Raw genomic sequence first — 19,144 nt, 5'->3', positions numbered from 1 at the left:
AGACGTCGTCAGCGATTGAAGCTTGAATGACGACGATTGGGGCTTAAATGACGAAACGCGCCCGTTTTTGGGCGCGTTGGATTGTCTCGTGTGCGGGTGGGTGTTGCGGGTGTGGCGGTCGGACGGGGTGTCTATGTCCGAAGTGGGCTATATAGTTCGCCCTTTGCCCAGCGATCGAGGAGAGGTTCGCTTGGCAGGGTCTTCGTGTACGGGTTCACGGCGCCGGCATCCCTTCGGCGCATGGTTGGGCTCGGTGGCCCGTCCGGCTTGCCGAGCTCCGCGGCAACTGCTCGCGCTTTCAGGAATGACGCGATCGTTCGCAAGTTGTACTGGGTTAGCTGAATTGCAAAGATCACAGCGGCCGCGGCAAAACCGCGAACCTTCCTGCGTCCCTTGGACGCGAGGCCTTCATGGCCTTCGCCTTTGATGTCGGCGTTGACCGATTCGATGCTGTTGCGGGCGTACGTGTGGAACTCCTCCCACTCCTCGCTCATGTACGGCATGCCTTGGGCGGTGCGGGCATCGTCGGCGGCGTTGAGTGAGACGGAGTGCTGCCGGCAGATCGCGGGGAGGTGATCGATGTCCGGGGCGTCTTCAAGGTCAACTCGGGGCCGTGGCTTGTCTGTCACGGTGGGGAGCTTTTTCCCCTCACGTTCCATGAGGAGTTCGTAGATGGGGCAGGTGGCGTTGGGGCTGTTGCCTCGGGCGGGGCAGCTGACGGGTTGGCGACCTTTCGCGTCTGGTTTTTCCTTGGGGCGAACCTGAAATGCGCGGCGTTCGGCGATCCGGATTCTGTAAGTCTGGGTGTCGATCTTGCCCTGGGCATGATGAACGGACGCCATCTTCAGCTCGTGAGGGGTTCCGGGGCACAGGCGCGAGCCTTCGATGAACTCGACTCCGCCCTTTGATCCGAGTTGGCCCTTCTTACCTTGGGGTCCCAGGCGGTCGATTCGGTAGTCGGTGGACGGCGTCCATCCCAGCTCGCTTGCCGGGTGGTGGAGGCGTTCGGGGAGAGCGTTTGCCCAGTACTGCTTGTCAGCGTCGCCGAGGCCTGGTTTGAGGCGGGTGGCCAGGCTGTACCGCATCAGTTCGATTGCCTCCTCGGAAACCCCGATGTTAGGCATGCTCATGGTGGCGGCCGTCACAACTTGCGGGAATCGGTTGCGGGTGGGCTGTTCTGCGTCGACCCTAACGGCGAGATTGAGTTCCCACCCCCAGAGGTAGTCGTCTCCGCGTTTCTCGCCCTTCATCGGAGCTTCGGTGTGCGTGCTGCCGGGTGTGAGGTCTGCACGTCGGTCCGCGGAGCTGTAGTGGTAGCCGGCGTAGGGGTCGACGGTTGTTGTCATGGATGCTCGTTGCTTCTTCTCGAAGTTGCCGCTTGCGATCGCGGCGAGCTCTTCTTCAACCTTCTGCTTCATCTGCTTGGGCGAATAGCGCTTGGGCAGGGTCGGGGACTCGACAACGGTCTGGTCGAACGAGATGTCGAGCTTTGTGCTGATCCGGCGGAGTTCCCGGGGTTGTGTGAAGAAGGTCATCATGAGCAGCGCGTTGGTGAATTGGTTCAGTCGGTGACGGGCGATTCGTTCTCTGTTCGCATCGTGCGCTTCCAGAACCTCGCGGATCTCGACGTACAAGAGGCTCTTGTGCCGCTTCATTGGGTACGGGTCCATCGGCCCAAGCAGTCGGTGGAAGGCATTTCCAACGTTCTTTTCCCACCGCTTTTCCTCGCGCGCGGCGATGCCGAAGGACGCCACAGGAGTGGGTAACCCCAGGTATTCGCGGGACTCCGGGGTGAGACGGCGGTAGAACAGCCGGTTCAAGTTCCGGAGCCACATCGCATTTCTTTCCCCAGCAAGAAGGAGCAGTCCGATGAGGATTGCCCGATGGCCGAAGATCTTGGGTTGCCCACCATTGCCCGGAACGGGATTGTCTATCAGTTCCCAGTTCTCAAGCATGGCAACCACGCCGGAGTCATCGATGCGTTTGGCTGTCCGCAGGACGGCCTCGTGGCTGATTGTCGTTTCCAACCTTGCGCGGCTGTCGACTTCTTGCTCAGTGAAATCGCCGATCAGTTCGTCAAAGGACCCTCGCGTTGGCGCCGTCATGGTGGTCATGCGGACACCTCGCCCGCGATGGTGGCGGCCCAATCGGCGGCATCGTGGGATTGCGCGTAGCGAAGGTAGGGACGGAGGCTGGCCAGGGTGGTGAACCCTGTGGTGGCCAGAAGGACCTCGAGTGGAAGATTCGCATCGATGAGCTCGACCAGCCAACCGGATCGGAGTCGGGAAACTGACGGGCGCAGCTCTCCGCGATTGCGGGTCAGGAACTGCTGGAGCTGGTTCGGTGGGTACTCATCCAACCGGTAGGCGCGGAATGCGTCCCCGGAGGTGTGGGCGCCGATGCCATTGGCGAGCATCTTGACCCAAGGCCGGCGTACCGGGATGCGACGGGGTCGCGGCCCAGGGATGGTGACGAACGCACGGTCACCGTCGATTTCGACGTCGGTGACCTGCGCGTCCATGATCTGCTGTGCGGTGAGACCTGCACCGCCAGCCAACGCGAGGAGTGTCTGAGCATTCTGACGCTTGAGAGGCGTGGACAACGTATTTGCCCAGGAGACGAACGTCGCGCGATCTCGTGCAGAGTGAGGCCGCACCGCATCGCCTTGGGTGGGAGTGGGCAGCTGGCGCAGTTTGACACCTGCCACGGCGAGGGCGGCCGCCGTCAGGTTGCGAGACACATCGAAGCGGTAAGTGACGGAGTGGCCACCGAGTCTCGTCCGGAGGAAGCGGTCGAGGTTGCTCTGGGTGAAGATGCGCTGAGGCGTCACCGGGCACCCAGTGACCGTCACAACCCAACACGCGAAGAGCGCAATCATCGTCATGAGCCGACGGGCGTTGGAGTACGTGCGCGGCTTCATGGCGAGCGCGCACTCCATGGTGAACTGGCGCACCTGCGGCCAGATTCCGGTTGGCGGATTGGGTGTGTACCCAGCGATGATTCGAGCGCACACGATCGGAAGCTCGGGGTCGGCCAAGAGAAGCGTTGCTTCCTGTCGGCACGAGCGGCGGTCTTGTCAATGAGTCGGTTGTTTTGCAACACCGGGCATGTATGCGGCGGAAACGCATTTGCCCGCCTTTTTGGAATCTTTTTTCCGAGAAGCCGATCGCGGCGCAATTAGCCCTGGTCAGAGGCCACTTTGACTGCCTAAGAGTTTTTTGCATCGCTGTGTCGGTCGGTCATTGGGAGGAGCCGGTCGAGTGCAGCGAAGTTCTTCAAGCCGGAGATGCGAAGGATCTCGTCGGCAGGTGTTCCCTCGTTGAGGTGGTGGTTCAGCCAGGTCGCACGCATCCGTGAGGGGCGAACGTCCAACGGGCTGCGTGAGCGGGTGAGGAAGTCGGTGACCTGACCGGGCATGGCTTTTTGTCGACCCGGTCGAAACAGCCAGCCCCCGGGTGGGCTCTCGGCGACCGTCCTTAGCAACGTCGGAACCCACGCGGTCAGGAGTGGAACCGCCCTCGTGCGGTCGCGCCACACGATGACCTGCGCGGTTGAGCGGTCGGGGCCGATCATCACGTCCGTGCTCTGCAGCTCCAGCAGCTCGCGTGTGGCGAGGCCGGCGCCGAGTCCCAGCGCCAGCATGGTCCACGCGTCGCGTCGCCGGAGTTCGGTGGACTGAGTTGCCGCCCACGACCTCAAGTCGGCAATCTCCTCAGGGCTGTACGGGCGAGTCGGGCTTGAGCGGGAGATCGGCCGATGCTTGCCCTCGTTGTCGCTGGGGTTGAGTATCTCGGCCATCCGCCACAGTGTCGAGCGGAGCGTGGCCTGACTTCCGCGGGCGGCAGGGCATGCCGAGGTGGATGAACTGGTCGATCATGCTCTTGCGGAAGATCCGCGACCGCTCCAACGGAACACCGCGTGCCTGCCAACACCACAACACCATGGGCACGGCAGCGGCGTACAGATCCCTATCTGCTCTACGCGTGTGGGTACCGCAATCGGCCACGGCAGCGTCAACGAACGGCCCAATGACCGACCAGTAAGGCAGAGCAATGATCGGCATGTACGCCGGTCGACCAAGCGGCATTGCCTTCACCACCTTCGTTCAGTGAAGGCGTTGAACCCTCCGCCGTCACCTCCGGCGTCATGCCCGGATCATGTAAACAAGTCACTTTCACGTTAAGCCGAGGACCCCGCAGAAAAGTGCCGAGTCAATGACAAAGCCCGGTCTTCGCGCGTGGCGATGCCGTCCTGGGACCGACGGATATGACCAGGGTCGCTACTCGGTTCTTCGGAGGTTAGACGCACAAATCGCCGAGTCATTCACAGGTCACGCCGTAGCAAGCGTGCCCGCCCGCCAAAACCGCGTAGCCACCGCGCATATGTCTCTTGAGTCGACATGCGTCGGCTCGGGAAGGCAGGCATGCAACACAACGACGCCCGAGAACAGTCTCGTTTGGCAGCCATGGCAGCGATGGCCGCGACTGTCGAACAACCATCCGATCCCCTGTCCGATGAGTACATGAGGGCCGAACAGCACTTACTCGGACTCATGCCTGACACCGACGGCGAGATCGGTGTCAGGCAGCTCAAGTGGATTCAAAAGCTTCACGATTACGAGCATTTCACAACAGTGCATGGACGTCGACCGCGCGAGAGCACACGCGCCAAGGTCACCCTGCCTGCACCCGAGCGGCGGATGGGAGAGTGGGCACGGTACCAGCGTCGGAACAGACAACTGCTCCGCCACTACCAGGTCGCAAGGCTCACCCAGTCGCCCGCGTTCGCGTGGGACCCACAATCAGCGGACTGGCACGCAGCGCTCCAAGCGTGCCGCCAATACGTCATCGTCAACGGCCGGCTGCCATACCTAAACTCCGCCGACCGCGCGGAGTTCACCGCAGCAAGGTGGCTCGCCCGCCAACTTCGCCAACTTCAGGACGGCACCCTCCTGCCCGATCGAGCCGAAGAACTTCAAGGGTTCCTTCGTTCATATGACCAGCAACGGCGGTGACAATTCCCCGAGTCACCGGCAGCCGACTCATCGACACCTCCACGCGTTCACGCCTGGCGGACGCGGCGAACTCACAAGGACTTCTTTCCAGTTCGCTGGGAAGGCTCAAGACGTCATCCGCCGCGGGCCCCTTGGACGACCGTTGCGTCGCCCGGAAGACGGGGCTCCTACCCGCTCCCGGAACTTGTCGTCGGCGGTGCGTGAGACGCTTGCCGAATGGCTGAGCTTTCACACAGCGAATCGGAACAGAGTCCCTCGATCCTTGTTCAGATCGCGATTGCACTCCTCGTTGGCGGCTCTTTATTCCCCATGTCGGCTGGACCGCGCGCCGCTCTGTCCCGAACCCTCGAAGGTCCCATGAGCTCCATTAACCCCATAGCGACCTAGAAGATCATGCCGAGGCCTCGTAACCCGTTCAAGCCGACCGCCGGCGCGACGCCCCCACTGCTCATCGGCCGCGAAGAACCGCTTAAGTGGTATGCACGGGCCATCTCAATCGGTCCAGGCGCACCCGGCCTGTTGACCGTATTCACCGGTCCGCGCGGAATCGGCAAGACCGTGATGCTCACCGCCGTCGAGCACATCGCCCGCGAACACGGCTGGGTACATGTGTCTGAAACCGCGACTCCTGGTCTACTGGGTCGGATCCACCGTCAAATGGCTACCCACCTCGAGGAGCTCGGTGGCAGCCCGCAGGCAAGGAAGCCACGAGGCGCGACAATCGACGGATCCGGTGTCACCATCCAGTCGCCATCGGGAGGATATTCCGATTGGAGAGGCACCGCGACGGAACTGCTCGCAGCCCTCGAAGCGCGAAAGACCGGGATGCTGATCACCATCGACGAAATACACGCGGTGGACCGGAGTGAGCTGTCGCAGCTCGCGGCCGGCATGGACCACTTGATGCACGAAAAACGGGCCGTGTCCCTCGTCGTAGCGGGCCTCTCGAAGCCGGTCTCAGACCTGCTCAACGAGCAGGGGTCCGCCTTCTTACGGCGCGCCGATCGGGTCAACCTTGGTGAGCTGCCTGTCCCGGCTGTTCATGACGCGCTCGGGGACACCTTCATTACCTCGGGTGTGAACCTCACTGACGACCAGTTGGATCGCGCGGCGGCTGCGACCGGCGGGTATCCGTTCTTGATGCAGCTGGTCGGCTACCACGTGTGGCGCCGCGCCATCAGCGGGGCGATCGTCGAGGAGCAGTTCCAAGCTGGTATCGATGCAGCGACGAAACGCCTTGAGGCCACCGTTCTGCAGGCGGCGCTTAGCGACCTGTCCGGTGTCGACAAGACGTTCCTGCTGAGAATGGCCGAGGATGACGGTCCTACGCGTACAGCAGAACTGATAGCGCGGATGGGCGTCAGCGACAAGTACGTGGCGGTCTACCGCCGACGCCTCATCGACGCAGGTGTCATCGTCGCCCCTGGGCGCGGCAGAGTCGATTTCGCAATCCCGCACCTTCGCGACTACCTACGGCAGCACGCTGCGTCGCTCACCCGACGAGAATGACCCATCACAATCCTCGGGAGACCGGCCCCGGAGTTTTCGACTTCCGGCGGCACAGCTAGCCGACTGCCACGCTACTCGACCACGGTGTAGACGCTGTCCATACCGCGCTTCGGGTGGTAGGACCACGAGACCTCGATGTTTCCCCAAGACGCCGACTGCCGGCCATCCATCGAGGTCGTCTGTTCCATGTGCGACTTCACAGCTGACGGGGCTTTCAGCGCATCGACGATACACCACATCTCCTTCGCAGCAAGCCCGGCGAAGTCGTCTTTGCCCTTATGCTCGACGGTGAGCGTCATGCCGCCGTCGGAAACCACCGCGTACTGCTTGTCCGCACCGCACGCTTTCACGGCTGACTGCAAAATCGACTTAAGTTTTTCCGAGGCGTCGGCCTCTGCCTGCGCGGCCTTGTCCTCTGCTTCTGCTTGCTGAGCTGCTTGCACTGCGCCGAGGCCGATTCCTCCGATGGCAAGGCCAATAACGAGACCGGCGACGCCGGTGATCGTCGGGAGCGCCCAGACAGGGAAAGACTTTCCTGCAGCGGTTGGGGCAGCAGGTGTGGCTCGCGAGCGATCCTCGGGTGCGATCGGAGAGTCAGCGTCAGACATGTCCTCAAGCTATCGCTGCCCACAGACCAAGCGCGACTCCACAATTGGGGGGATGCCGCACCTTCCAGCCCGTAGCAGCCTGATCTCGGACTCTTGGAGATTGAAGTTCCGTCGCGAATTGTAGTTCACGGGGAGAGGGTATGACAGCGGTGATGCCCGGGTTTCGAGCACGACGACAACTGCGGCCGAGAAGCATCGGTAGTCCCTCCGCGTCCCCGAAAGATAAGAGGAGTTATCGGCAATTTAGACTCATGCGGCGGGGCATGCCGCAGACGTCACCGCCTCCCTGCCACGCTTGCTATTGACAACCTGGGGGACATCCATGCGCGCCATTCACATACCCAGCGCAGATGGGAGACCATGAATACATCACCGAGCACAAACAGATTCCCGCTCTGGTCGGATGAACCGGCCGAGCAGGATCTGCTCGCATTTCGCGCGGTCGCGGAGACCGTCGCCGACGCGATTTTTGACGACGGCCTCGATCCGATTGCGATTGGACTCTCAGGCGCTTGGGGGAGCGGTAAGACGAGCGTGCTGGAACTCGTGGTGTCGGAGATCGACGCGCGCTCACATGGCTATAAGGGCAAGGTGCTGGTCGTGCCCACTCAGCCGTGGCGATACGACCCTGCGATTGGCCCGAAGGAGAGCCTCATCGCCGAGGTGCTCGGTGCGCTGAACGGCGAGTTCGACGAGCGCGATCCAATCGGCAAAGCCGGGCTCGAGGCGTTCAAGAAGCTTGTGCGCAAGGTTAACTGGACCAAGGCCGTGAAGATGGCGACGCGCACCGCCATCACGTTGCAGCTACCCGAGCTCGACGATGTTTTCGGTCTGGTCAACGATGACCCCGAGAGCCTCGAGGGCGAGAAAGGTATGGCCGAGTTTCGCGAGCAGTTCCAGGTGCTCCTCGCTGACCCCGCGCTGCAACACATCTCCCGGGTCGTCGTCCTAGTGGACGACTTGGATCGGTGCCTCCCCGACACCGTCGTTGAGACACTTGAGGCTATCCGCCTGTTTCTTTCGGCCAGGGGCATGTCGTTCGTGATCGCTGCGGATGAGGATCGCGTTGCTGAGGCCATCCAGCAGAAGTTCAGGACGCCGGCCGATGACAACGTCGAGGAGACGCCGGCCAAGCTGTACCTCCACAAGATCGTGCAGACGACGATTCCGGTTCCAGCACTCAGCCGCTTTGACACAGAGGCATACCTCTTCCTCCTTCTCGCGAAGGCAGGCCTTGAGAATGAGGAGTATCAGGCGCTCGTGGCGCAGTGCGACGAGCTAAGGGTCTCCGGAGGCGGACTCGACGCAATTCAGGTCGCTGAGGGAAGTGCGCTCGCCGACCATCTCGTGACTGCGGCGCGCCTCACCCCAATTCTCTACGAGAAGTTCCACGGCAACCCTCGCCGCATCAAGCGCTTTCTCAACGATCTCAACGTGCGCCAGAGCATCGCGGGGCGTCGCGGTATTGCGCTTGAGCCTGACGCGGTGGCGAAGTTGATGGTTCTGGAACGGAATCCTGACGGACGATTTCGAGCAAGTGCTCGATTGGCTCGCGACGAACCAGCTCCGCGACAAGCTCGAGGCGCTCGATGTGCTCGCCAATGGTCCGGGTGCCCCGGCGGAGCCCGAAGCCGAAGCAACGACCGCCTCCGCGCAAGGTAAGAGGGCCGCGTCAAAAACAAGGCGCACCGTTGCTGCCGTCGAAGACGTCACTCCGTCGCTGAAGCCTGACGAGGGCTTCTCTGACACTTTGCGGCGCTGGGCGAAGCTCCCGCCCGTGCTCGATGCCGCCGCGATCTCCGGATACCTCTACCTTGCCGCGTCATTCGCGAAGATCGAGATCATCGACACCGGCCTTCCCGAACGGCTCCGCGACCTCGCTGCTTCCCTCACCTCCTCGCTCAAGCTCGACCGCTCCGGAGTTTCAGAGGCGTCGCTTCGAGCACTCCCCGATGGTGACGCGCGCACGCTCGTCGCCTTCCTCGGACGACGTACGCGGGACCAGCCTTCCATTCAGAAGTTCTCGGTGGAGAGCCTCCTTCGCATCGCGGCAGCGCAGCCCGCGGTTACGGCGGACGTCGTTGCCGCGCTGAAGTCGGTTCCCGGTGTCGACATCGAGGCGGCGACCGTTCTCAAGCTGCGCCCGCTCGACGAGGCAACGTATGGCACCGTACTTTCGGCTTGGAAATCGGGTGCAACACTCGAGCCCGTGGTGAATTCGATCGGCGTCGTCGTGAACGCATGGGGGTCTCATGGGAACTAGCGGGTCGTTCGGCGGAAGCGGCGGCAGGGACGCCAAGGACCTTCGCTACAACATCTCGGCGTGGCTCGATGGCGACGGTGCGGGCTTCACCGGCAATGATGGCGCTCAAGCGGCCCACGGCAACGGCGATGGTGCCTCGACGAAGCCTCCGGGCGCTCCTGGCGTAGGTGCGCCGACCATCGACCTCGGGCCCGCGGTTCGCCTCCTATTTCGTTCTCGTGGCAGAGGTGGCGATGGCCCGGGTGGCGGCGGCGGAAGAGCCGGAGGCGGCGGTGGGCGCTCGTCAGGCGGGGTGACACGATCGGTCGGTCGCATATCCCGCGCAGCTGGTAGGGCCGGAAGGCTCGCTCTGGCATACTCCTCAGGCGATCGCGCAACCCTTCAAGGCGCCGGGCTCAACTATGACGAACTTCGTGCGCTCGGCGATCCGGTGTCTATCGGAATTAAGATTGTGGAAGCTGCGTTCGAGGCGAAGGCAGACAGCACTATTGCCGATGCCGAGGAGCGCGACATCGTCGCCGAGGTCGTCGCGTGGATTCTTGAGCACCCTGGTGATCGCACCCCTTCCCCTGAAGATGTCGTGCGAAAGGCCATCGAAACGACCATTGCTGAGACGGCACTGACCGAAGTCTCATCAACGCTGCACAAGAAGGGTGCCTCGTTCGCCGAGCGTCAGAGCATCGAGCAGCAGATCCGCGACGTCGCGGCCGAGTATGCGGCGCAATCGGACTTGAGTTCGACCGGCGCCACCGAGCGAGAGATGGCCACAGCGATCGAGACCGGCATTCGAGATATTGGCATTATCTTTGGAGCCGACTCGTGAGCCGGCTCATCCTGACGCTTTCCGACGCAGTCGCGGACGCTGCCCTCGCGGGCGGGACATTTGACGAGGTCTTCCTCTGGAAGGCGCACGGTCGCACGACGTTCACCGGTTCCACCGGACCCTTTCTCGCGGAGCTTGGGGCGGTCAATCCCCTCAATGTCGATCTCGTACGCATCGCACTTGCGGTCCTCGCGTCGGACCGATCAATCCTCCGTGAGCGGGGCGGATCTTCGTGGAACGCTCGTGACTTCGAGCTGACTGTCGAGGTTGCCAACCCTGCGATATGGGCGGAAAGGGCCCGGCAACTGGCTGAACTCATCGGCTTCCTGACTGGAGACAATTGGGCGTTCACCTTTACCCAAGCGCCGGCCGCCGCGGGGCCACCCCTAACGATTGAAGAACAGCACCATGGCCGCACCGTTCTCCTCAGCGGTGGTGCAGATTCGGCAGTGGGTGCGCTGCTGTCGGCACTTGACCTCGGCGACGGGAACTCGCAGGCGCTGGTGTCTCACTTCAGCTACACCGCCTTTGCGCCCGTTCAGCGCGACTTGGTCACGGCGATCGAGAGACTCGTTGCAAACCAGCAGCAAGTCCACCACCAGTTCCATCTCAACCGTGGCGGCAGGCGGCTTAACGGTACAGAATTCCGAAGCGAGGCATCTACTCGCTCCCGGTCATTCCTCTTTCTCGCACTTGGGCTCGCGGTCGCTGAACGAGCACGCTCGACTGTGTGGATCGCTGAGAACGGATTCGCGTCGCTGAATCCACCGCTTGGACCCGACAGGCGAGGGAGCCTCTCCACTCATACAACCCACCCTCGGTTTCTTCGGGGACTCAGCGAGCTGGTGATTGACGCGGGCGGTCATGGTGCGCTTGAAAACCCGTTCGAGGGCATCACCAAGGGCGAGATGTTCCAGCGGCTCGCAAGCGAGATCGGCGTTGACGCTGCGTCTGGATATCTGAGCGCGACGAACTCGTGCTCACACACTGACGGCAGGTACAGCGGTGCCCCTTCCGGGGCCGCGTGTGGTGTCTGCTTTGGGTGTTTGGTTCGGCGCTCGGCGTTCGCCGCATCTGGCGTTCGGGATGCCACGACCTACCTTAGTGACGACACGACCGGCCGCCTCGACGCGTTTGTCCGGGGCAAGAGCATCGTTGAACCCATGCGCGATTTTGTCTATCGTGGCGTGCGCCCGCAAGATGTGATGACGATGTCGCTCCCAGACGGGTACGGAGCGCAGGACGCGCTGGAACTCTGCACTCGGGGTGTCGCTGAATTGCGAAGAGTCGTCGGATGAGGCCGTCGCTTCCGCAACTCGACCTGCACGCGCACGTCGAGGCGACCATCCCCGCACGGGAGCTCGAAGGGCTCGGAGCGGTTGTCTTCGTCGCGACCCGGTCGCTCGACGAGTTCCAGTCGACTCAGAAGAGGCGCGACGCCGTGACGGTCTGGGGGGTGGGCTGCCATCCAGGGGATGAAAGCGCGCAACGCGCCTTCGACCGTTCCCGATTCGCTGAACTCGTCCGGCAGACGGCGTTCGTGAGTGAGGTGGGTCTTGAGGGACGTTCGAAAGTCTCTATGGCGGAGCAAGAGAAGACCCTCCACGCCGTCCTAGGTGAACTCACTGGGCGTCCTCGCATTGTCTCGATCCATAGCAGCGGAGCTCCTGGCCGCGTTCTGGACGCCCTCGCCAGAATTCCGATCCGTGGCGCTGTGTTGCACTGGTGGCGCGGAACGCCCCCGCAGACCGCACGTGCCGTAGAGCTGGGGTGCTGGTTCTCCGTCAATGCCGCTGGCGCGAAGCATGCCGCTGACGTTGCCCGAATCCCGCTCGATCGAATTCTCACCGAGACGGATCATCCGTCCGGCGATCGAACGTCCGCCGCGCCCCGTCAGCCAGGCGCAGTCCAGGACGTGGAGGAATCGTTGGCTGCGACTCATGGGATGTCCGCCGCGAACATCCGAAGGCAGGTGTGGGTAAATTTTTCCCAGCTCGTCCGCGAGACAGGTGTAACTGATCTCCTCCCGATTCCTGTGCAGCGAATGGTCGAGGCAGCAGGCCAGCGGTGACCTACCACTAGCCGCCACGGGTCTCTCGGTGCGCTCGCCACTGCCAGAATGTGGCGATGGTCTCCTTTCGGTTCTCAACGCTCACTGGCGAGCTGCGGAGCAAAGAGTCACCGCTTCGCCAACATCTTGTAGAACGATTTCCCAACGCATCGGCTCTCACAAATGTCTACGCCGCAGACATTGGCCCCCTGCTCGTGGAGGGCGGCGACGCGAACGCTGGCACCGTCGGCACGGCGTTCGACGTAATGACGCGGCTGCTCCTTGACATAACGCACCGGCCCACACCGTTCCCACGAACGCGTATGTGGACCGAGCAGCACGAGAAAGTGTCGGCGAGGCTCGCTGCGGCGGCTGTAGGCGCGCTGAAATCAACACCGGAATCGGACGACGACTTCTATCGAGCCTGCTGGGGTCTGGCGCTTCTAACCGAGACCTATCGCTCGATTCAGGCGTGGGGCACCAGTCCAATCAATTTCATCATCTATGAGCAGGACGGCGATATGGCCGCCATTCTTGCCCTCGCGCCGGATGCCGGCCTACGGCAACTTGAAGAGTTGCGCCGCCTAGCAAACGTCAAGCTGTACTCGCAGCTGGCGACCCCACTCGTCCTGAGCCCGACCTTCTACGCCTCGGCGCTACTTAAGGCCGATGCCGACCTCGTCGCGGGCGGGACCTTGATCGACCTAAAGGTTAAACTCGGCGCCAGGAACCGAAACGGAGAGCGGCCAGATGCTCTCGCGACGTCTGCCATCTACCAACTCCTCGGCTATCTCTTCATGGATACGGAGGATGAGTACGGGATCCACGACATCGGCATATACTCGGCCCGCTACGGCCGTCTCGCGACCTGGCCCGTAGATGAAGCCCTGGATAAGCTTGCGGGACACCCTGTGCAGCTCGACGTGGAGCGCCAAGAGCTCTTGTGGCTTTTGCAAGAGAACTACTAGCGACCCGGCAAGGACGATAGACCGCGGGACGCTCGCGACACCTACCACCATGCCCCGCTCGCGGTCGGTTGGAAGGTCGGGTACTTTCCGTAGCCTGGCCGCTGATGTAGGAAACCTTCTGACGCCAGCTCGTAGAGAAACCGCGCTACGTCGCGGAAGGCGATCTTCTCGTCCATCTTCACCCCGCGCCTCTTAATGGCGTTATATGCCTCACGGGTCCCGAACGGCGTTGACTGTCCGGCGATGAGATCGAAGTAGACGACGCATTGCCATCGAATGAGCAGGTCGGGCGGTGCGCCCGGCGTGGTGTTCCGGTCGATCCGTCCATTCAAGAACTGGAGGTCCGGGCCAAAGTACTGCTGAATCGCCACGAGCGCCTCGCTCTTGCTCCAGCGTTCCACGCCGCCGAGGAGGTCCCGGATGCTGGCCTGTTGCGGCGCTCGGCGCGCTTCCCAGCGTTGCTGCTGCTCAGCCCGCTCGCGCACGACTCGCGCGCGAAATTCGACTGCCCGAACCCGCGCAAGCGCATTGTGCGAGCGGAGACGGTCGCTCTGTTCATAGAGTTGCTCCAGTCGATCTGAGACGAGCCCTCGACGAAGGTTGGCGTGAAAGTCCTCGAGTTGATGGACTTCAAGTCGAGACCGCTCGAGCGAGTGGAGAACCTCGATCGCACGGTCGGTGGGCTGTCCGATCTGGGCATCGATGCGCCAGTCAGCTCCGACGGCGATCGCGATCTGTCGGCGGTCGGGGTCTGGATTGATGAACAGCAGCGCGCTGCCGCTGTCCACGACCGCGGCGTGCGTAGGGTTCGCCAGGAGGTGGTCGTCGCGATCCAGCCGAAGCTGCTTGCCTGCGTGGCCAAACAGCCATACGTCGACGATGCCCTGTGCCCGGTAGGAGTCGTGCCGGCGGCGCCAAGCATCGGGTGTGAGCGGGCTATATTGCACCTCAAACGCGACGCGGTGACCCTGAGGCCCGGTGAGCATTACGTCGGCGCGACGCTCACCGGTTTCGCTGGTGTACTCCTCTCGCGTGACCCGCGACCGCGGGTACTTCTCCCTCAGCCACGATTCGACCAGAGCGCAACCTTGCGAGTGGAAGATCGACTCCGCGGCGTGCCCGCCAGTCCCCACCAAATGGCGAAGGTGATCGCGCTTCCTGGTGCTGTGCACCGTTGTCAGCGGAGCGGCGCAGCCGGGCACCGGGCAGACGACGCTCGACTTCACGAAATCGCGGTGCTCAACCGCCTGATCGTCTTCCAGGAACCAAAGTTCATCGGACGCCTGAACCCGACCCCACACAAAGCGCTCCTCGCCGGACTGAAACTCGGCGAGCCGCGAGCGGTGATCGGTGACGAAGGGAAGCGACACGAACTTACGATACTCGCGACGTCGGACACAGCCCGTGTCCGCTCACGCGTAGTACCACGCAAGGCGGTGTCCACGCCCGTTCCGCACGACATAAGAGGTGTTATCGGAAGTAAGACGGTCTGCCTCAACGTCTTCGCGCACGAACTTGGGCCCCTGCCAATAGAGCGTCAGCGCCGTGCGAGAATCCCGATGGCACAGTCGTCCTTAGTTGCCTGACGCACCTGAGTGTTGATCACCCGCTTGATGCGCTTCTTGTATTCCGGGTTCTTCGACTGAGGTGCGCGAGCGTTCGCCACGACGGAAATTAACTTGGCGCAAGCTGGTGCAAGCGAGCGAGTCCGTTGATCAAACAGGCTTGCGCTCGTTCCGTCGCTCATCAGGATGAACCCGGACACGCCCTCCAGTGATCCGCGGTAGAGCCGCAGCGATGACGTGGCTCCACTGGAGGTGACGAACGTGGTCTCGTTGGCGAACTCGGCATTGTCGGGTGCTGACGCGACCTTCATCTCGTCGTTCTTGATGTATCCGATCACGCCGTCGCCGACGTGGGCGACGACGAATCGTTCGACGGAAACGGCCACAGTCAGGAAGGTGGACGCGAGATCTGCCACCTCGCATCCGACGCGACGCGCGGTCTCCTCAAGAGCGGATACCAGCGTTTCGATGATGACTCCGCGAGCACCAGCCGCGTCCTCCCCGGTCGAGAACTCTTCGAAGCGATTGACCAGCAGCGCGCACCCGGCGTCCACGACCGTCTGTGCCCCGTGGTCCGCGTGGGACGCTGACCCGGCACCATCCGCGAGGCAGAGGACCTGGACCCCGCTGCGGTGCTTGTAGGCGGTCCGGTCTTGAACATGCGTACCCTCGGCCGCGTGCCCTCGCCCGCGCACCTGGTAGTGGAACTCCTTGAATGGCAACTAGAGCTCCGCCCAGCCGGCGAGTCCCTCCAGGTCGAGCTTCACCTTGTCCCCCGGGGTCGACCGGGACACGCGGGAGACCGACTTGGACAGCCACTCGAAGAACTCCTTGAACTTGAGTCCCTGTAAACGTAGCGGTGGGCGGTCCGGCGGGCTGAACCGGGCAAGGACCGCCATGTCGGCGTCCCCGCCGATCCCGATTGGGAAGACCGTCAGTTTCTTGGCGGCAATCAGCTCGGTGACACGCTGGACGGCTCGTTCCAGCTCGGCCGGGTCACCGTTGGGTTGGCCGTCGGTCATGAGTACGAGCCACGGCTGGTAATAGAGCACTCCGCTCCCGGAGTAGACGGACTTGCGCTTCTCTAGGGTGTCGAGCGCGAGATTGACGCCCTCGCCGAGGAAAGTAAGTCCGGACGGGTCGATCGTCTCGATCCGTTCGAGCCGCTCGATGCTGGCGTAGTCCTGGATCAGCGCAGCAGCCGAGTTGAACTCGACGATGCTGACCTCTGCGGCGTCGTGGGCGTCGTCGTCTTCGTCGATGGCGTCGTAGAAGAGGTTCACGCCCTCCATGAGCTCGCGGATCTTGTCACCCAGCATTGAACCGCTCGTGTCGATGCAGAGAGACACCGGGACGCGGGGGGTCGGGTTTTCGACGAGATCGTCGGCGCCGATTTTGAGAACCATTGCGATGTTCCTTCCGATTTGCTTGCTGCGGTCTTGATTAGTTCCAGTACCAGTCGGCGATGCGAGCCCAGAAGCCCTTCCTCGTAGGTGCCGTCGGCCGCGTCAGGGGTTGCGATGTTCCAGCCCGGGCGGTTGACGAGGCGCCAGATCCTGTGGCTCCCCTGACAGAACTCGACGAAGCGACTCGAGATGCTGCGACGGTAGTGCAGCCGGGATCAGACAACTTGTGGCTGGTGGGCACCGGCTTGTAGCTGCGTTGATGCCAGGCGACATTGCCGTAGGTAATGAATGGCCTACCGCACCGCGTGCACAGGCGCGACGGGTCTACGGATGCCTGCTTCGCCTGGCACGCCGGGCAACGGCCATAGTTCAGCTGTGACTTGGGGGTAGGTGTGCGGCAATCGTTGCAGGGGACGAGTTGGCAGTTGGAGCAGAGTCCGTTGACGAGGTACTTCGTTCGAGTTTCCTTGCCACAGTTGGCACACTTCGCATGGTCCCTCTTCTGGTAGCAGTCCCAGCACCGGCCGCCGTAGATCAGCGTGCTGGCTGGCTTGCGCTTGCCGCAGTGGCTGCAGGTCGTCTTGGTTTGGTTGCAGTCGTAGCACAGGGTCGGCTCGTAGTAGGACTGGCTGTCCTCGTCCCATTGCCCCACGATCGCGTTGGGCCGCTGGCACTCAGGGCAGTCGCGAATCGGAGTGTCCGGACGAAATGCTCGGAAGCGGAATGGGTAGACCTCGTTCGACATTGGGTCGAAGTCGTCGGCGCCACCGAAAAACGCACTGTATTCACGGAACGCCTGGAGCCACTCCGCCGCGCTCGGCCGCCGTTCGTAGCGCTTGCCGTCGCGGTGGAATGTATTCCAGAAGAGCGATTTGATTGGGAACGGCAAGTGGCTCCACATGAACTTCCAGTTGCCCTCGGGCTGATCTCTGTCCGAGGCGCCTTGGAACTGGTATGGGAACTTGCCTCCCGCGATCAGAACTGCCGGGTCGCTTGTGTCGGCACCGGTACGCGCATACGGGTACTGGCCGGTCATCAGGATGTTGAAGAGCATCGTCGCCACAGCGAAGTTCTCCTCCTGCATGGTGCGGAGTCGCGAGGCATATTCACCAGTGACTGATGGGGCGGTGAACATTGGCGTCCCGACGGCGCATGGATAGCCCTCCAGTTGCCATGAGTCCGCGTCGATGATCCACACGGCTTTCGAGGAGTCGACCATGACGTTCTTCGGGTTGATGTCGCCTACCAGAATGTTGAGCGAGTGCAGATAGGCGACCTTCTCCAGGAATGACACGCAGACATCCACCAAATCGCGTTTCGTCCATGTCGGGTAGGCCTTCTTGAAGCGCCCTGGATTTGTCACCGTTCGCTGGAGTTCACGGCCACTTGCACGAGGCATTATGTAGCCGAGGAACTCTCCGCCACTCGTGGTGAGCGTCGCGACCGGAAAGGCGACGCCATCGCGACTCAGCCCCCGGGACAAAATCAGCTCGAGCTTTGAGCGGCGATGCTCAGTTCGGCTGTCCTTGTCGAATATTTTCGCGACTCGACTCGCGTGTCCATCGATCTCGTAGACGCGACCTTCTCCGCCTTCGCCGAGGAGCGCGCCGAGGATGACGACGTCTTCGCCCGAGAGGCTCAGCGAGATGATGCGCTCGCCCTCGCCGGGAATCTGCACAGCGGGCAACGGCTGGTCGGGACCGCGAAAGCGGGGGGACTTGGAAAACGGCTGGCCGACTGGACCTGCCGCAGGCGCCGTGATTGCCGGGACTCGTGGCGCCCGCTTCACCCAGGGCTTGAGCCCGAAGGCTGCCCGAAACTCGGGAAGGAGCGCCGTGAGCTCCTCGACGTCCTGCCGATCCGCGAAAGTCGCGGTACCGTCATCAACCTTCTCCCGTTTGGCGTCCAGCTTTCTGGCGCCGCGTCCATACAGCGACTGATCATCTTCGATAACCACAAGACCGTCACTTGTGAGCGTGCCGGCGACGAGCCTCCGACCCAGCTGCGCCGACCGAAGACGGACGCGGAGCTGGAGCGTGATGTCGTCAGTGATGAGGCACATCTCGTACCGGTCGCCTGCCAATTCCAGCACCTTGAGGAAGCTGTCGTCCGCGTAGCGTGCCGAGTCGTCCCCTAGGTCGGTGCGGACGAGTCCCCGGGCTTCAGCATCTTCGAGGAAGGTAAGCGCGATGCGGGACCGCCGCACGGCCTCCACCTGCTCCTCAGGCAAGCGGGACGAGTGCTTCCCGGCATACTTCTCCAGCTCACGAACTACCTTCGTCGGCACCACGATCGGGTTCATCTCGGCGACGATCGTCGGTCCAGTCCGCTCGAACAACCGCTTGAGTCCACCCGTCCAGCGTGAATGGTTGTCCATGAAGATGTTCGTGTCGATGAACAGCCGCCGCCCGCCCTGAGCGAACTCGGTCGGGTCCAGCTCTGTCGTGCTCACCGGCCGCTCTCCGCTCGACCGCGGAACGTCACGTTGCTGCGACGGCCCGTGCCCACGCGGCTCGTGAACTCGGACATGGCCTCGGCAGCTCGGTCGCGACGCACCTGGCGGGCACGCTGGTACGCCACGATGGCCTCCGCAGGAATCCGGTGGTGCGTACCGACCATCTCAGCTTCGAGCTCGCCCGCATCGATGAGCTTCATCAGCGTCGGCCGCGATACGCCCAGCATCGCCGCAGCCTCGGTCGTGCTGTAGAGCTCCTTCACTGGTACGACAACGGCACCAGACACACCCTCCGCCTCAAGGAGCACGAGCACCCTCTCGGCCGTGTGCGCGGAAAGTTTGAGCGTCACCTCGATGGTGTCGCCCCCGCCTTCGATGGCGTCGCGGAGCACGTCCGCCGCTTCGTCTGCTGAACCGAACACTCGAACTCCTGTTGCCGCAACTGAAACTAAGTGATGCAACTGTAAGCTAAATGTGACCATT

Annotated in this window: 16 protein-coding genes and 1 pseudogene; 8 read left to right on the top strand and 9 right to left on the bottom strand. The window is 62.7% G+C overall.

From position 1 onward, the window contains the following. Positions 1-131: 131 nt before the first annotated feature. The 3 genes from IRG63_RS11370 to IRG63_RS11360 all read right to left on the bottom strand — a co-directional run bounded on the left by IRG63_RS11370 (position 132) and on the right by IRG63_RS11360 (position 3,798). The gene (locus IRG63_RS11370) at positions 132-2,114 is read right to left on the bottom strand and encodes a hypothetical protein (protein ID WP_193510190.1); all 1,983 of its coding nucleotides are present in this window, start codon (positions 2,112-2,114) and stop codon (positions 132-134) included. After that, positions 2,111-3,013, bottom strand: a complete 903-nt coding sequence (locus IRG63_RS11365; RefSeq protein WP_193510189.1) for a hypothetical protein — start codon at positions 3,011-3,013, stop codon at positions 2,111-2,113. The genes IRG63_RS11370 and IRG63_RS11365 overlap by 4 nt, the downstream gene beginning before the upstream one ends. Positions 3,014-3,207: 194 nt before the next feature. Then, positions 3,208-3,798 carry a hypothetical protein gene (locus tag IRG63_RS11360; protein ID WP_193510188.1) on the bottom strand — a complete coding sequence of 197 codons (591 nt, stop codon included), beginning with the start codon at positions 3,796-3,798 and terminating at the stop codon, positions 3,208-3,210. A 754-nt stretch (positions 3,799-4,552) separates the two neighbouring features. On the opposite strand from IRG63_RS11360, the gene IRG63_RS11355 reads away from it, so the two are divergent. Further along, the gene (locus tag IRG63_RS11355; RefSeq protein ID WP_193510187.1) at positions 4,553-5,014 is read left to right on the top strand and encodes a hypothetical protein; all 462 of its coding nucleotides are present in this window, start codon (positions 4,553-4,555) and stop codon (positions 5,012-5,014) included. A gap of 393 nt (positions 5,015-5,407) precedes the next feature. Continuing rightward, entirely contained in the window at positions 5,408-6,523 is a 1,116-nt protein-coding gene (locus tag IRG63_RS11350; RefSeq protein ID WP_193510186.1) for an ATP-binding protein, read from the top strand. A 71-nt stretch (positions 6,524-6,594) separates the two neighbouring features. Here the strand turns inward: IRG63_RS11350 and IRG63_RS11345 are convergent, their stop codons facing one another. Next, positions 6,595-7,131, bottom strand: a complete 537-nt coding sequence (locus tag IRG63_RS11345; RefSeq protein WP_193510185.1) for a hypothetical protein — start codon at positions 7,129-7,131, stop codon at positions 6,595-6,597. Positions 7,132-7,491: 360 nt separating this feature from the next. Here IRG63_RS11345 and IRG63_RS11340 point away from each other — a divergent pair. The 6 genes and pseudogenes from IRG63_RS11340 to IRG63_RS11320 all read left to right on the top strand — a co-directional run. After that, a pseudogene (locus IRG63_RS11340) lies at positions 7,492-8,568 on the top strand (P-loop NTPase fold protein); the annotation flags it as partial. Between the two features lie 100 nt (positions 8,569-8,668). Further along, positions 8,669-9,394, top strand: a complete 726-nt coding sequence (locus tag IRG63_RS13835; RefSeq protein ID WP_370566257.1) for a hypothetical protein — start codon at positions 8,669-8,671, stop codon at positions 9,392-9,394. A 451-nt stretch (positions 9,395-9,845) separates the two neighbouring features. Beyond that, positions 9,846-10,217, top strand: a complete 372-nt coding sequence (locus IRG63_RS13830; RefSeq protein WP_227412052.1) for a hypothetical protein — start codon at positions 9,846-9,848, stop codon at positions 10,215-10,217. Beyond that, a complete protein-coding gene (locus tag IRG63_RS11330; protein WP_193510182.1) occupies positions 10,214-11,515 on the top strand; it encodes a hypothetical protein in 1,302 nt (433 codons plus the stop codon). The genes IRG63_RS13830 and IRG63_RS11330 overlap by 4 nt, the downstream gene beginning before the upstream one ends. Beyond that, complete coding sequence (locus IRG63_RS11325; protein WP_193510181.1) at positions 11,512-12,288, top strand: TatD family hydrolase; 777 nt, start codon at positions 11,512-11,514, stop codon at positions 12,286-12,288. The genes IRG63_RS11330 and IRG63_RS11325 overlap by 4 nt, the downstream gene beginning before the upstream one ends. A 56-nt stretch (positions 12,289-12,344) precedes the next feature. Beyond that, positions 12,345-13,235 carry a hypothetical protein gene (locus tag IRG63_RS11320; RefSeq protein ID WP_193510180.1) on the top strand — a complete coding sequence of 297 codons (891 nt, stop codon included), beginning with the start codon at positions 12,345-12,347 and terminating at the stop codon, positions 13,233-13,235. Between the two features lie 41 nt (positions 13,236-13,276). Here the strand turns inward: IRG63_RS11320 and IRG63_RS11315 are convergent, their stop codons facing one another. The 5 genes from IRG63_RS11315 to IRG63_RS11295 all read right to left on the bottom strand — a co-directional run bounded on the left by IRG63_RS11315 (position 13,277) and on the right by IRG63_RS11295 (position 19,083). Then, complete coding sequence (locus tag IRG63_RS11315) at positions 13,277-14,437, bottom strand: competence protein CoiA family protein (protein ID WP_370566253.1); 1,161 nt, start codon at positions 14,435-14,437, stop codon at positions 13,277-13,279. Between the two features lie 335 nt (positions 14,438-14,772). Continuing rightward, positions 14,773-15,522 (bottom strand): PP2C family serine/threonine-protein phosphatase, encoded by a 750-nt coding sequence (locus IRG63_RS11310; RefSeq protein ID WP_193510178.1) that lies wholly within the window; start codon positions 15,520-15,522, stop codon positions 14,773-14,775. Continuing rightward, entirely contained in the window at positions 15,523-16,206 is a 684-nt protein-coding gene (locus IRG63_RS11305) for a VWA domain-containing protein (RefSeq protein ID WP_193510177.1), read from the bottom strand. A gap of 37 nt (positions 16,207-16,243) precedes the next feature. Next, positions 16,244-18,658, bottom strand: coding sequence for a hypothetical protein (locus IRG63_RS11300; protein WP_193510176.1), 2,415 nt, complete (start codon positions 18,656-18,658; stop codon positions 16,244-16,246). Beyond that, positions 18,655-19,083: a helix-turn-helix domain-containing protein gene (locus IRG63_RS11295; RefSeq protein ID WP_370566243.1), complete on the bottom strand. Its 429-nt coding sequence runs from the start codon at positions 19,081-19,083 to the stop codon at positions 18,655-18,657. Before IRG63_RS11295 ends, IRG63_RS11300 begins: the two co-directional genes overlap by 4 nt. Between the last annotated feature and the right edge of the window lie 61 nt (positions 19,084-19,144).

The organism is Cryobacterium sp. BB736, from assembly GCF_014980265.1.
GTDB lineage: Bacteria > Actinomycetota > Actinomycetes > Actinomycetales > Microbacteriaceae > Terrimesophilobacter.
Note: the sequence above shows the minus strand (reverse complement) of the source record. Positions and strands in the feature narration are given on the sequence as shown.